Source organism: Fulvivirga sp., assembly GCF_040218215.1.
GTDB lineage: Bacteria > Bacteroidota > Bacteroidia > Cytophagales > Cyclobacteriaceae > Fulvivirga.
Map to the genome: position 1 here is coordinate 320,905 of NZ_JAVJQL010000014.1, position 14,906 is coordinate 335,810.

General features: G+C 38.1%; 14 protein-coding genes and 1 tRNA gene. 9 read left to right on the plus strand and 6 right to left on the minus strand.

Features of this window, described 5'->3' with window-relative positions:
* Positions 1-4: 4 nt before the first annotated feature.
* The 5 genes from RIB54_RS10125 to RIB54_RS10145 form a co-directional block, all read right to left on the minus strand.
* Entirely contained in the window at positions 5-1,180 is a 1,176-nt protein-coding gene (locus RIB54_RS10125) for an efflux RND transporter periplasmic adaptor subunit (RefSeq protein ID WP_350100803.1), read from the minus strand.
* Between the two features lie 26 nt (positions 1,181-1,206).
* Positions 1,207-2,556 (minus strand): TolC family protein, encoded by a 1,350-nt coding sequence (locus RIB54_RS10130; RefSeq protein WP_350100804.1) that lies wholly within the window; start codon positions 2,554-2,556, stop codon positions 1,207-1,209.
* A gap of 7 nt (positions 2,557-2,563) precedes the next feature.
* Positions 2,564-3,187 (minus strand): TetR/AcrR family transcriptional regulator, encoded by a 624-nt coding sequence (locus RIB54_RS10135; protein WP_350071640.1) that lies wholly within the window; start codon positions 3,185-3,187, stop codon positions 2,564-2,566.
* A 125-nt stretch (positions 3,188-3,312) separates the two neighbouring features.
* The gene (locus tag RIB54_RS10140) at positions 3,313-3,684 is read right to left on the minus strand and encodes a hypothetical protein (protein ID WP_350071643.1); all 372 of its coding nucleotides are present in this window, start codon (positions 3,682-3,684) and stop codon (positions 3,313-3,315) included.
* A gap of 2 nt (positions 3,685-3,686) precedes the next feature.
* Positions 3,687-4,226 carry an RNA polymerase sigma factor gene (locus RIB54_RS10145; RefSeq protein WP_350100805.1) on the minus strand — a complete coding sequence of 180 codons (540 nt, stop codon included), beginning with the start codon at positions 4,224-4,226 and terminating at the stop codon, positions 3,687-3,689.
* A 91-nt stretch (positions 4,227-4,317) separates the two neighbouring features.
* Between RIB54_RS10145 and RIB54_RS10150 the strand changes: the two genes are divergently transcribed.
* From RIB54_RS10150 to RIB54_RS10190, 9 genes are all read left to right on the plus strand, one after another.
* Entirely contained in the window at positions 4,318-5,121 is an 804-nt protein-coding gene (locus tag RIB54_RS10150; protein WP_350071649.1) for an alpha/beta hydrolase, read from the plus strand.
* A gap of 25 nt (positions 5,122-5,146) precedes the next feature.
* On the plus strand, positions 5,147-5,512 hold the full coding sequence (locus RIB54_RS10155) for a hypothetical protein (protein ID WP_350071652.1): 366 nt from the start codon (positions 5,147-5,149) through the stop codon (positions 5,510-5,512).
* A gap of 140 nt (positions 5,513-5,652) precedes the next feature.
* Entirely contained in the window at positions 5,653-9,339 is a 3,687-nt protein-coding gene (purL, locus tag RIB54_RS10160; protein ID WP_350100807.1) for a phosphoribosylformylglycinamidine synthase, read from the plus strand.
* Positions 9,340-9,429: 90 nt separating this feature from the next.
* Complete coding sequence (locus RIB54_RS10165) at positions 9,430-9,993, plus strand: DUF4136 domain-containing protein (protein ID WP_350100808.1); 564 nt, start codon at positions 9,430-9,432, stop codon at positions 9,991-9,993.
* Positions 9,994-10,068: 75 nt separating this feature from the next.
* Positions 10,069-10,141: transfer RNA gene (locus RIB54_RS10170), tRNA-Gln, on the plus strand.
* Between the two features lie 50 nt (positions 10,142-10,191).
* Positions 10,192-11,124: a ribose-phosphate pyrophosphokinase gene (locus RIB54_RS10175; RefSeq protein WP_350066164.1), complete on the plus strand. Its 933-nt coding sequence runs from the start codon at positions 10,192-10,194 to the stop codon at positions 11,122-11,124.
* Positions 11,125-11,164: 40 nt separating this feature from the next.
* Complete coding sequence (locus RIB54_RS10180; RefSeq protein ID WP_350100809.1) at positions 11,165-11,797, plus strand: 50S ribosomal protein L25/general stress protein Ctc; 633 nt, start codon at positions 11,165-11,167, stop codon at positions 11,795-11,797.
* A gap of 104 nt (positions 11,798-11,901) precedes the next feature.
* Positions 11,902-12,462: an aminoacyl-tRNA hydrolase gene (gene pth, locus RIB54_RS10185; protein ID WP_350066160.1), complete on the plus strand. Its 561-nt coding sequence runs from the start codon at positions 11,902-11,904 to the stop codon at positions 12,460-12,462.
* Positions 12,463-12,505: 43 nt separating this feature from the next.
* A complete protein-coding gene (locus tag RIB54_RS10190) occupies positions 12,506-12,802 on the plus strand; it encodes a thiamine-binding protein (protein ID WP_350100810.1) in 297 nt (98 codons plus the stop codon).
* On the opposite strand, the gene metG is transcribed toward RIB54_RS10190, so the two are convergent.
* The gene (metG, locus tag RIB54_RS10195; RefSeq protein WP_350100812.1) at positions 12,795-14,846 is read right to left on the minus strand and encodes a methionine--tRNA ligase; all 2,052 of its coding nucleotides are present in this window, start codon (positions 14,844-14,846) and stop codon (positions 12,795-12,797) included. The genes RIB54_RS10190 and metG overlap by 8 nt on opposite strands.
* Positions 14,847-14,906 lie beyond the last annotated feature (60 nt).

The window sequence follows — 14,906 nt, forward strand, 5'->3', positions numbered from 1 at the left end:
TCGGTTATTTATTTAAAATTTTAACCTGTTGATTATCTTTTACACTTCGCGCACCTTCTTCAATAACATTATCACCAGCATTTAAACCTGACAATACCTCCACGAAATCTCCTTGGGTTTTACCAGTGGTGATAATGTTTTTATGTGCAACCCCTACATTGTCTTTAATATCAGAGGCGATATAAGCATACTGTTCACCTTCAGCATTTTCAGAAATGATACTCTGAGGAATGAGGATTGCCTGTGGATTATTATAGTCATTGATATGCACCTTAGCCGTCATGTTAGGCTTGATTTTTCCATCAGGATTTGGCACGGGCACTTCAATTGTAAATGATCTGTTGTTTGGATTGATGTAGTTGCCAGTCTGTCTTATTTTAGACTCAATAGTTTTGTTCAAGATTGGAAAGAACACCTTAACTGTTTTGCCTGGAACAACATTGGCTATGTAAGATTCCGGAACATCAACCTCAATATACATATCAGATAAGTTCACAATTCTGAATACTTCAGAACCAGGACCCGCAGGTGCTACCACCGTACCCTGATCTTTGATCACATCATCGATAATACCTGAAAAAGGTGCCATAATCGAAAACTTGCTTAACTGACCTTTAAACTGCTTTACATTGTTCTCAAGTGACTCATAGTTGGCCTTTGCCTGAAGGTATTGAATCTCAGTACCAATTTTTTGTTCCCAAAGCCTCTCCTGTCTTTTAAAGGTAGTTTCTGCCAGTGCCAACTGCGTTTCCATTTGTGCTAACTGACTGCTCATTCCTCCATCATCGATAGACCCGAGCAACTGACCCTTATTCACACGCTGTCCCTTTTTAACATACACTTTCAAAAGCGTACCTGCTGCCTCAGGATAAACAAGCACATTTTGCTGTGTAGTTACATCACCCTGAAGTTCTACATAATGATCAAAATTTGAGACACTGGCTTTATGGGTAGTAACTAACGACAGTTTCTTATTACCTGCTTTTTCACCAATTGCTGCATCCAAAAGTGCTATTTCCTCTTCCAGGCCAGCCAGTTGTGATGCTAGTTCTTTTTTCTTGGCCCTTAATTCCTCCAAATTTCCATTAGAAATTATGGCGCTCACAGAACCTTCATCCGGGTTTCCGCATGCTGACATCAAAACGATGAACAGCAAAAATATAGTTGATGTTGATTTCATAGTTGTTATATATCTAGGATAGTTTTTCATTTGTTAAGTCTTCCGTATGCCTTTTCTAATTCTACTTTGGCAACCAAAGCAGCATATAAGGCATCATAATAATTTGTTTGTGCTTCTTTATAATCGGCATCGGCATTTGTTACTTCAAGATTGCTACCTACACCTTCTTGATACTTTATTTTAGCGATATCATAGATCTCACGAGCCAAGGCAGCATTCTCCTTTTGCACGACCATGTTATCAATGGCTGTGTTCATGTTAACTTTTGCCTGCTTAATTTCTAAGTCAATTGAATTCTCCAAAAGGTCAAATGACTGCTCTATTTGTTTAGCTTGTATCCTGTTTTTTTGAATTCTACTGCTTTTCAAGAATCCATCAAATATTGGCATGCTTAGACTAAGGCCCACAGCGCCAAAGTTTAACCAACGGCTGCCTTTAAAAAGCTGATCAGACTGTCCTGTTTGAGTATTGTAACCATAGTTAAAATTGGCATACAATGTTGGAAAAAACTGAACCTTGTTATTCTTCATGTCCAGATTAACCAAAGCCAGATTAGTTTGTAGCTGAGAATACTCAATCCTTTCGTTGTAATCAAAACCTGATTCTTCAATCACAGTAAAATCAACTTCCTCCAGTTTATCAGTTAAAGTCAAATCACTATCCTGACCGGCCCCCATCTGAAACTTTAACAAGTCATTACTTAATTCAAGAAGTTGCTTTGTGTTGCTCACCTGAACTTTAAGATTGTTATACTGCACCTGTATTCTGGATACATCAATCTTTTCAGCAAAGCCCTCTTTCTCCAAGCCCTTGGTATCTCTAAGTAAAGAATCTAACCTTGACAGGTTTACATCCAAAAGTTCAAGACGCTCCTGATTAACCAATACATTGTAGTAAGCCTTAGAAACAGCCTCAACAACATCAATCTGTGTCTTAATGTGTTCTTTTGAAGAAAGCTCCCTATATGTCTTGGCAGCTTGCAAACCGACAAAAAATGAACCATCAAACAAAAGTTGCGAAGCACTTAAAGCTATATTTCCATCATATGCCTGGCCAAAGGCGAATTGAATCTCTTCACCAGCCGCTGCATTAGGATCAAAAATTGTAGCTGGCAACAATGACTTTTGTAATTCATAGTTATAGTTAAGGCCTGAGTTAATATTAACTTGAGGCAATCCCCTACTTAAGGTTTCCTTTACTTGAGTATCAGCAATATCTTTTTCAAATGCTGCATTAATCAAGTTCTGATTATGCTCCAAAGCATAATCAATACACTCTTGCAATGAGTAACTCATTACTTCCGAATCATTCTGCGCCCTGATATTGAAAGTGCAAATGATAATAATGAATGCGGTAATAGTTATTTTCTTTAGCATTCCTGATTTATTTATGTTGGTTTGAATTTTCACTGTTAATGTGTTTTTGATATAATTTTCTTCCTTTTTCGGTCACTATCCCATGAACGAAATGATTGAAAAACTGTAGTTGCAAGTCCCTTAAATTATATTGGTCAGCCGGAAATACATCTTCATCAAATGCAAGCTGAACAAGCTCTACCCTTAGCCTGGCTAGAATGTCAGGATTGATATCTTCCCTGAAATAACCTTCTGCCATTCCTCTTTTAAGGTTTTCCATTACCTGATTTTTGATGTATTCATTTTTAAAGCTTAACCAGATTTTCCATGCATTAGGGTGATATTTTTGCATATCAAATATTAATGAAGGTTTCATATCCCTAAAGTCCTGACGCATACATTTTGATACATTCACCAATTCCTCAATGGCATTATTTGTATTGTTAAATATTTGATCATACTCCTGTTTCTCATACTCGAGATGTTTCTTTAATGACAACGATACAATCTCATCTTTATCTTTGTAGTACTGATAAATGGTCTTTTTTGAAATGGAAAGGTGTCTGGCAATGTCGTCCATAGAAACACTTCGTATTCCGTATTTTTTGAACAACTCTCCTGCTCCTATTATTATCTTTTCTTCAATGCTCATGCGCCTTTTAAATTAGCTCGCAAAACTACGGAAACTTTTAGCATATTTAAAGTTTCCGTAGTTTATAATGTGCTCAACGGCTCATAAATCAATAGGTTGCAGTAGATTGAATAAATTTTTATTAATTATTTTTCAGGATTTTCCAGACTTTTAGAAGTTTCATTTTCGAAATCGTTTGTTCTTCCACAATTCCACTTATTAGCCCATTTTTCTTTAAAAGCCACTCGCTCTTCAGGGGACATATCTTTAAATTTTTGTTTCCAATTACCTCCCCATTTTGATGGTCCAGACCTATGTCCTCCTCCTTTAAACCCACCAAAAAGGATTTTGGAAAGCAGTATCAGACCAAAGGCCTGCCAAAAAGTAACTACAGGGCCATTAAACAATTCTGGAATCAACCAATTCCATAAGTACATCACCACGGTCACGAATACAAAAATCACCACGGGGATAATCAGTATCGCGAATAAAATCTTCTTTCCTTTTGAATATCTCATGATTATATCTCTTTATATATTTCTTCTAATTTTTTTCTTAACGCCAACACGGCATACCGTTTCCTTGATATAAGTGTGTTAATAGGAATGCTTAACTTCTCCTCAATCTGTTTAAAACTATAGTCTTCCAATTCATGAAGTATAAAAACCTCCCTATGCAGCTCAGGCAATTGATCAACTGCTGTCATTATTTCTTCAGAAAGTATCTCCTGAAAATATTTCTCCTCTGGAGTCTGCCCAAGATCTGGTAAAATATCTTTGAGCATTAAAGGTGCATTCTCATCATCGTCCTCCTCATTTAAAGTAACCTGATTGCTGCGCACCTTTCTATACCGATACAGATCAACAATCTTATTTGCAGCAACCCTGAACAGCCAGGAAGAGGCCTTCTCTATGGTTTTTATTTCACCGCTATCAACAAATTGCTCCAACACATCCTGCAGAATATCTTCAGCATCTTCCAGGTTACTAACTCTGGACCTGATGAAACCTAGAAGTTTTCCACGCTCTTGATTAATAGTCTCTTCCTGCCTTTTTTTCATAGAGTAGGTTAATATGGAAGTGTTTTGTTGGGCCATCTGATTTATAAGTCGGATGACTCCCGAAAATATTTTATATGTTTAAAAATAATTTATGACAAGTCACTTTTTAACATATGAAGATCACGTCATCCATTATTATAAAATGGGTAATGGCATTAAGACAAAACTGGCGTTTCATGGTTTTGGTTTAGATGGCAGCAGTTTTAAGCCAATTGCTGATTCTTGGTCAAATGTATATACAATTTACAGTTTCGATCTTTTTTATCATGGAAAAAGTCATTGGGGAGAGCCAAATAATAAATTGACTAAGCAGCAATGGCAAAAGATTTTACAAGCATTTTTTCAAAAAGAGAAAATCAATGATTTTTCTTTGATGGCCTTCAGCCTGGGAGGAAAATTTGCACTAACCACTCTGGAGTTATTTCCTCATAAGATAAAGGAGATAACCTTTATAGCACCAGATGGCATAAAAACGCAGATGTGGTATAACCTCGCCACCTATCCGCTGATTTTTCAAAATTATTTTAAAACCATGATCGTAAAACCGAACAGGTTTTTTAAAATATTGAACCTTGTAAAATCAATAGGGCTGTTGGATAAGAGTATTTCTAAGTTCGCTGCCTCACAAATGAATTCGGCAAGAAAAAGACGAAGGGTTTATTATTCATGGGTGATCTTTAAAGACCTCAAGTCTGACATGAAATATATCGGCAAGCTGGTCAATACACATAATATTGAAGTCACCATGTTTTTGGGAAGCTATGATAAAATCATAACTGAAGAAGGAATGAACAAGCTACTTCATAAGCTGAAAGACTATGATCTTCATACCTTGGAATGCGGACATAATAACCTAATTCCTCATGTAGCTGCATTTTTAAGACAAATTGAGTAGTTTTCCGCTTGTAAGCAGAAAACAGATGAACGCAAGAGTTAGAAACCACTTAATTTCTTTAGCACGTAAGGGAGATTCTCCCATCCCCTACAGAAGACTTATTAACCAAACAGAGCTAGGCCTCAACCTCGACATCAAGCATGAAAAGCAGTTGCTTGGAGAAATTTTGGATGAAATTTCTGAAGATGAGCACGAAAGCAAGCGGCCACTTTTAAGCGCACTTGTTCAGGACAAAAGAAATGGTCAGGGTGATCGCTTCTTCAAACTTTGTGAGCGCCTGGAGATGGGCGAATGGAAAGAACTCAAAAAAGACGAGGACTTTAGAAACGAGCAAATCGAAAAATGCTATGCTTTCTGGCAGGACGACAAAAACTATAAAGCACATTTTTAATTCTACTCTCGAATAATCATTTTTTAATTCTTAACAGAATTATTTTCTTAGGTTATCGCGTGGTCATTTCAGATGTTAAAATAAATTCTTTTAACTACTTTTGCGCTTGTAAAATTTGACCCACTCAAACCTTCTATTTCATGATCAAGTTTTTCCGAAGTCGTAGCAATAATGTCTATGCAGTAGGATTAAAAACCACACTAACCGACAGCGATCTTAACAAACTTGTTTGGCTTTTTGGCGAAGCAGAAATCATTAACAATGAAGCTCTTGCTGAGAAGTTTATTGGCCCAAGAAAAGAAATGATTACTCCATGGAGCACTAATGCCGTGGAGATCACACAGAACATGGGAATTTCAGGCATTGATCGAATAGAAGAATTCAAACCCTGGTCTGAAGATTATCATTTCGACTCTATGCTAGAGGTGATTTATGATGGTTTAGATCAAAAGGTATTTACAATAGAGCATGATCCAGAGCCAGTATTGGAGATTTCTGATATATCAGCATACAACCAAAAAGAAGGTTTGGCGCTCAGTGGTGAAGAAATCTCATATTTAGAAGGTGTTGCAAAACAATTGAGTCGTCCATTGACAGATTCAGAGGTATTTGGATTCTCTCAGGTTAACTCAGAGCACTGCCGACATAAAATTTTCAATGGTACTTTTATTATTGATGGTAAAGAGATGGAAAGTTCTCTATTCAAATTGATAAAAAAGACCTCTGAGAAAAATCCTAATTATATAGTTTCTGCCTATAAAGATAATGTTGCATTTGTAAAAGGGCCAAAAGCAGAGCAGTTCGCTCCTGCCACTCAAAACAAAGCAGACTTCTTTGAAACGAAAGATATTGACACCGTACTTAGCTTAAAAGCTGAGACACATAATTTCCCTACTACAGTAGAGCCATTTAATGGCGCTGCCACAGGGTCTGGGGGAGAGATACGGGACAGGCTGGCTGGTGGAAAAGGTAGTCTTCCTTTGGCAGGAACAGCCGTTTATATGACCTCCTATTCGCGCCTAGAAAAAGACAGATCCTGGGAGAATGGAATGGAAGAAAGGAAGTGGCTATACCAAACCCCTATGGATATTTTGATCAAAGCTTCTGATGGTGCTTCAGACTTTGGGAATAAATTTGGTCAGCCTTTAATATGCGGAAGTCTCCTGACTTTTGAGCATACCGAAAACGGTAAGAACTACGGCTTTGATAAGGTGATTATGCAGGCTGGTGGTATTGGGTTTGGTAAGGAAAAAGATAGCAAAAAAGATACTCCTGAAAAAGGTGATAGAATTGTGATCCTTGGTGGCGATAATTACCGTATAGGAATGGGCGGCAGTGCCGTATCTTCAGTAGCTACAGGAGAATTTGGCAATAGTATTGAACTCAATGCAATACAACGATCTAATCCTGAAATGCAGAAAAGAGCAATGAATGCTATTAGAGCGATGCAGGAAAGTGATAACAATCCAATCGTATCAATACATGATCATGGTGCTGGAGGGCATTTAAATTGCCTTTCTGAGCTTGTAGAAGAAACGGGCGGAACCATAGACATCCATGCACTTCCAATCGGTGATCCAACCCTCTCTGATAAAGAGATTGCTGGTAATGAATCACAAGAACGCATGGGCCTTGTGATGAAAAGTAAAGACATTCAAACTTTAAAAGAAGTCTCCGAAAGGGAACGGGCTCCTTTCTATAATGTTGGCGAAGTAACTGGTGATGGACATTTTAAGTTTGAAAATAAGATAACTAAAAAGAATGCCATTGATTGGGACTTGAGCCATATGTTTGGCTCCTCTCCTAAAACCATTCTTGAAGACAGTCTTGTGAAATCTTCATTCGAAGATTTATCTTACTCTGAAGATAAAATCACAGAATACATAGAACAAATACTTCAACTTGAGGCAGTAGCTTGTAAAGACTGGTTAACCAATAAAGTGGACAGATCTGTTACGGGAAAAGTGGCAAAACAGCAGACTTGTGGAGAAATACAACTGCCATTGAATGATGTGGCGGTAATGGCCATTGATTACAAAGGCAACAAGGGTGTGGCCACCTCTATTGGTCATGCACCAATTGCTGCCTTGGTTGATCCTGTTGCTGGCTCAAGACTGGCAATTGCTGAGTCCCTAACAAACCTGATCTTTGCTCCTTTAACCAATAGGTTAAAAGGAGTTTCATTAAGTGCCAACTGGATGTGGCCAGCCAAAAATGAAGGTGAAAATGCCAGATTATACGAAGCCGTAAAGGCCATCAGTGATTTTGCTCAAGAACTTGGTATTAACATTCCTACAGGAAAAGATTCTTTGTCAATGACCCAGAAATATCCTGACGGAAAGGTGGTCTACTCACCGGGAACCGTAATTATCAGCACCATAGGTGAAGTTGAGGATGTCAATAAGGTGATTAGTCCAAACATTGTAAATAACGCTGATTCATCAATATTATATATAGACTTATCAAAAGATGAGTCGCATTTGGGTGGCAGTTCATTTGCCCAAGTGCTCAACAAGATCGGCTCTCAGTCACCAAGTGTAAAAGATAGCCAATACTTCCAAAATGCATTTAATACCATTCAAGACTTAATTGATTCAGGTAAAGTGTTAGCGGGCCATGATATTTCAGCTGGTGGCATTGTAACAGCGCTTCTGGAAATGACATTTCCTAACCAAACAGGAGGTTTAAAAATTGACCTTAACAAGATCAAGGGGCCAGATTTAGCAAAAACACTTTTCACTGAAAAGCCAGCAGTTTTAATTCAGGCAGCAAATGCAGATCAGGTAATTGAAGAATTGAAGCAAAAAGGTGTAGAAGCAATCAATATCGGAAATCCTGTACAAGGCAGAACATTGGAAATTACTTGTGGCAGTAAAAAATTATCATTGGAAATTGATGCATTAAGAGACACTTGGATTAAAACTTCCTATCTGCTTGACACTAAACAAAGTGGAAAGTCACATGCTGATGACCGATTCAATAATTACAAGAATCAACCATTACACTATTCCTTCCCTAAAGACTTCACTGGAAAGCTTTCAAGCTACAACTTAGATAAAAACAGAAAAGTTAAGTCAGGAATAAAAGGCGCCATTATCCGTGAAAAAGGTGTAAATGGTGACAGGGAAATGGCCTGGTGCATGCATTTGGCAGGGTTTGATGTGAAAGACATCCACATGACTGATTTGATTTCTGGCAGGGAAGATTTATCAGATGTCAACTTCATTGCTTTTGTCGGAGGCTTCTCAAATTCTGATGTTTTAGGTTCTGCTAAAGGCTGGGCAGGTGCATTCTTATATAATGAAAAAGCAAAAACAGCGCTTGACAATTTCTATGCAAGGCCTGACACATTAAGTTTGGGTGTATGTAATGGTTGTCAGTTGATGATGGAGTTAGGATTATTATTCCCTGAAATGACGAATCATCCAAAGATGCACCATAATGCTTCTGGGAAATTTGAATCTGCATTTATCAATGTTAATATTCCCCAAAACAATTCAGTGATGTTCGAGACATTATCTGAATCAAGGTTAGGTGTCTGGTTGGCTCATGGTGAAGGCAAATTCGTTCTTCCAGGTGATGAGTCTCAATACAACATTATTGCCAAGTACAGTTATGAGCAGTATCCTGGCAATCCAAACGGATCTGAGCAAGCTGCTGCTGCTGTATGCTCCAGTGATGGCCGCCACCTTGCAATAATGCCTCACCTCGAGAGATCTTTATATCCTTACAACTGGGCTAACTACCCAGACACTAGACACTCGGATGAGGTAAGTCCATGGATCGAGCCATTTGTGAATGCCAGAAAATGGATTGAAGAAAAATAATTATTGCGAAGTGTCGATTTTTTGACAGTATTTATTTCTCAGAATCAGGATTTTAAGCTAACTTTTACGTGGTTTTATAAAGCTATTACCATGAAGTCAGTTGTTTTAATTCTTATAGTTTTTGGTGTAGGTGCCTGTATGAGTTATAGAGAACTCCCGGTAGAGTATGACTACAGTTTTAAAGGTAGATTTCATAAGTATAACACCTACGATTTTTTTTCTGTAAATGAGTTTCAAGGTGATGATACGCTCAATATTAGATCATCTATAGAGCAGCACATGAAGTTTCTCGGATACAAAAGAAAGAAAAACAAACCGGATTTATATCTCAACTACGCCATCTATAAAGACAGCCTTAAATTCAGAGGTTATAATCAACCGGACATCAATGTTTGGTCAAAAAGAAGAGACAGCGACCTTGAATATGATAAACTTAATTTTGATTTAAGAAATGGGACCTTGCTCATTCAGGTTTTTGACCGAAAAATGAATTCTTCAATATGGCAAGGCTATGCCACTGATACTTATCAGAAGGTTGACTTTTATGATTATCAACAAGTTAGAAATGCCGTAAAATCAATTCTTAACAAGTATCAATTTTTTGCTGATGGCTTCTTAGAGGAGCAAATGAAAAAATCTGATAATAACAATTAGATTTTTTTCTTCCAGCCTTTATTATTTTTAAAAATAAATTTTACATTTGCAATCCCAAAATAAGGGGAATAGTAATGCCCGATGGTGTAACTGGCAACACGTCTGGTTTTGGTCCAGAAGAGTCTAGGTTCGAGCCCTAGTCGGGCAACAAAAGGGCGAGCAGCTGCTCGCCCTTGTTTTTAAGCTTAAAACTAAAAAATGTCATCAGTAAAAATTTTCTCAGGTCAGTCCACTAAGTACCTTGCTGATAAAATAGCGCAGTCTTATGGCAAACCTCTGGGAGAAGTTACACTACAAAAATTCAGTGACGGGGAAATGTGTCCCTATTTCAACGAATCTGTTCGTGGTGCTGATGTATTTTTAATCCAATCTACTTTTCCTCCTGCTGACAATTTCTTGGAGCTATTGCTCATGATTGACGGAGCGAAAAGAGCAAGTGCCAAGTATGTAACTGTAGTGGTGCCATACTTTGGTTATGCAAGACAGGATAGAAAAGACAAGCCAAGAGTTGCTATTGCTGCCAAAATGATGGCTAACCTGTTAACAGCGGCTGGTGCGGATAGGATTATGACCTGCGATTTGCATGCTGATCAGATTCAGGGATTTTTTGATATTCCGTTAGATCACCTGGATGGCACTTCTATATTCATCCCTTACCTAAAGGCCTTAAATTTAGAGAACATTATTTTTGCTTCACCAGATGTTGGTGGTGTAAAAAGAACGAGAACTTTTGCTAAGTTCTTTAATGCAGAAATGGTGGTTTGCGATAAGTATAGAGAAAGGGCAAATGAAGTTGCTTCTATGCGCTTGATTGGTGAAGTAGAAGGCAAAGATGTGATCATGGTTGATGACCTGATAGACACTGGTGGCACAATGTGCAAGGCTGCCGCCCTTCTTAAGGAGAAAGGTGCCAATTCAGTTAGAGCCGTAGTAACACACCCGGTATTATCTGGCAAGGCTTATGAAAACATTGAAAACTCAGTATTAGAAGAGCTGGTTATTACAGATACACTCCCACTAAAAGGCAGTTCGTCTAAAATAAAAGTATTAACCGTAGCTGACCTGTTTGCTAAAGCAATCAGAAAGATACACGATCATGAATCAATCAGTTCATTGTTCATTCAGTCATAATCGGTTTAAAAAAGAACTCATTAATTAAATATAATATATTATGAAAACAGTTGAGATTATAGGGTATAACAGAGCAAATCTCGGCAAAGCTGAAGCCAAGAGGCTTAGAGCAGAAGGCCATGTACCATGTGTTATTTATGGTGGCGAAGAGCAAGTGCATTTTTATGCACCAATGATCCTTTTCAGGGAATTAATTTACACTGATTTGGCACACTTCGTTCATATAAACATTGAAGGAAAAGAATACCAAGCTATACTTCAAGAAGCGCAATTCCACCCAGTAAGTGAAGTAATTCTTCACGCTGACTTCCTTCAGTTATTTGAAGGCAAACTAATGAAAATGAAAATACCTGTACACTTCGAAGGAACATCTCCTGGAGTTGTTAAAGGTGGATCATTGATCAAGAAGAGAAGACACTTAATGGTTAAAGCACTTCCTAAACATTTCCCTGATTTTATTACAGTTGATATTTCAAAACTTGATTTTGGAAAGGCACTTAAAGTGGGCGAAATAGAAGAAAATAACTTTGAAATTTTAGATTCTAAAATTGCTTCTGTTGCCGTGGTTGAAATACCAAGGGCACTTAGAGGTAAAACTGCAGAGGAAGAAGAAGCTGAAGAGGCAGAAGCTGCAGAAGGAGCAGAAGCTCCAGCAGAAGACGCTGCTGAATAAGCACTCTGACAAAAGCAAAATCTCAAATCCTGTTTTGGCTAAGCTGAAACAGGATTTTTTGTTTAACCATTTTCAAAACATAATTTTGGCTTTATTTTAAACCTATGAAACACCTTATTGTAGGGCTCGGAAATATTGGTCCTGAATACGAACTGACAAGACACAACATTGGTTTTCTCGTGCTAGATAAATTGGCAGATGACAAAGGTGTAAGCTTCAACTCAGGAAGATATGCCAATACTGCTGAAGTGAAGCATAAAGGAAGGCAGCTTTTTCTTATAAAACCTACTACCTACATGAATTTAAGTGGGAAGGCCGTTAATTATTGGATGAAGGAATTAAAAATCCCTAAAGAGAACATCTTGGTCATTGTTGATGATATTGCCCTTCCCTTTGGGAAACTAAGGATGCGAGCCAAAGGATCTGCGGCCGGTCATAATGGGCTAAAAAATATTGAAGAACTAACTGGTGGTCAAGACTATCCCAGACTTAAGTTTGGGGTAGACAACAACTTCAGGCCAGGGCAGCAGGTTGATTATGTTCTGAGTAATTTCAATAAAGAGGAGTTCAATTTTCTTCCTGAAAAAATTGACAAGGCCATTGAAATGATTTATTCATTTGCCAGCATTGGTATTGCAAGAACAATGAACCAATTCAATGACTAGTACCTTTAGAACTCATTTTACCTAAAAAACAAACATCATCTTCATGATAAATCACAAAATAAATGCTGGCCTTCAGGTTGTACCTCATACGGAGCACCTTCCTATTTACCCTATAATAGACGAAGCTATCAAAGTCATTCAGCAATCTGGATTGAGGTATATGGTAACCCCAATGGAAACTGTTATTGAAGGACATTATGATGAAGTTATGACAGTTGTTAAACGTGCACAAGAGGCTGCCCTGGCCGCTGGAGCCCAGGAGCTAGTGGTCACTCTGAGGCTCCATATTAAGAAGGCATCAGATGTTTCTTTTGAAGATAAGACAGCTAAGTTTAACTGATAGTTGACCCCGGGCTCACTTTATCAGAGGGCATTACAAATTTCAGACTTCCATCTTTATTTTCAGCCATAAGAATCATCCCCTGAGACTCTTGTCCCATGATGTTTCTTGGTGCCAGATTGACAAGTATTGATACTTGTTTACCAATTATATCTTCAGGACTAAAGTGCTGCGCGATACCACTTAATACAGTTCGCTTATCAATACCGGTATCAACTTTAAGCTTTAATAGCTTTTTAGATTTAGGAACTGCCTCTGCTTCAAGGATTGTACCGATTCTAATATCCATTTTCATGAAATCATCAAAAGTGATTTCAGCCTTTGAAGGTGTCACCGGTGCATTTTCCATATCATTCTTCTGTTTAGTAGCTTCAAGCTTTTGTATTTGCTTTTCGATTAAATCGTCTTCTATTTTCTCAAACAACAGCTCAGGTTTGTTCACGGTGGAACCGTCCTTCAATATTTCCATTCCCCCCGCTTCATTCCATTTAAGTTTATCAAGATTTAACATTCCTGTTAATTTAGCAGCTGTAAAAGGCAAAAATGGCTCTCCCAGTATAGCAAGGTTTGCAACTATTTGAAGAGCAATGTTCATGATAGTCTTCACCCTTTCTTCATCCTCCTTTACCAACTTCCATGGCTCTGTATCTGCCAGATACTTATTGCCTATCCGTGCCAGGTCAATTAATTCAGCCATAGCATCCCTAAACTTAAACTGCTCAACGGCTTTGGCTATTTTATCAGGAGCCATTTTAACTTTGGCTATAGTGTCATTATCTATATCAAACAATTGACCTTTCGCAGGTACAGCCCCGTTATAATACTTCTGCGTAAGTACTGCCGCCCTGTTTACAAAATTGCCTAGAATAGCTACTAACTCACTGTTATTCCTTGTTTGAAAGTCTTTCCATGTAAAATCATTATCTTTTGTCTCCGGAGCATTCGCACATAGTGCGTACCGAAGTACATCCTCTTTGCCAGGGATATCTTCTAAATATTCGTGTAACCAAACCGCCCAGTTTTTAGAGGTACTGATTTTATTGCCTTCTAGATTCAGAAACTCATTGGCTGGAACATTGTCAGGTAATATAAAATCTCCATCAGCCTTTAAAATGGTTGGGAAAATTATACAATGGAATACAATGTTATCCTTACCAATAAAGTGCACCAATTTGGTGTCCTTATCTTGCCAATAAGGCTGCCAGTCCTTCCCATTTTGCTCTGCCCACTCTTTGGTTGCAGAAATATACCCTATTGGTGCGTCAAACCACACATATAAAACTTTACCATCAGCTCCTTTTACAGGGACTTTCACACCCCAATCAAGGTCTCTGGTCATCGCTCTTGGCATCAAGCCATTATCTAACCACGACTTGCACTGGCCATAAACATTGGCCTTCCATTCTTTATGTCCGTCTAAAATCCACTCCTTCAACCAAGGCTCATATTTGTCCATTGGCAGGTACCAGTGCTTTGTCTCTTTAAGTACTGGTTTGGCACCACTTAGTGCCGACCTTGGATTGATCAATTCTGAAGGGCTTAGAGATGTTCCGCATCGCTCACACTGGTCTCCGTAAGCATTGTCAAAACTACAATTTGGACAAGTGCCAATTATATATCTGTCTGCCAAGAATTGTTTATTCTCTTCATCGTAATACTGAGATGAAACCTGCTCATCAAAACAGCCCTTCTCATACATCTTCTTAAAAATGTCGGCTGAAAGTTGATGATGTACTGGTGATGAAGTTCTTGAATATATGTCAAAGTCAATTCCAAACTTCTCGAACGACTCCTTTATAATGTTGTGATACTTGTCAACAACTTGTTGAGGTGTAATTCCCTCCTTTTTGGCTCTTAAAGTAATTGCCACACCATGCTCATCTGAACCACAAACAAATACCACATCCCTGCCCCTACTTCTGAGGTATCTGACATAAATATCTGAAGGAACATAAACACCTGCCAAGTGCCCAATATGAACGGGGCCATTGGCGTAAGGAAGAGCAGCTGTAACAGTATATCTTTTAAAATCTTTATTGGCCATTTTCTGAAAAAATTAATGGCGGCAAAGATAGAACATAATTATAGCAATGGGTATTAATCC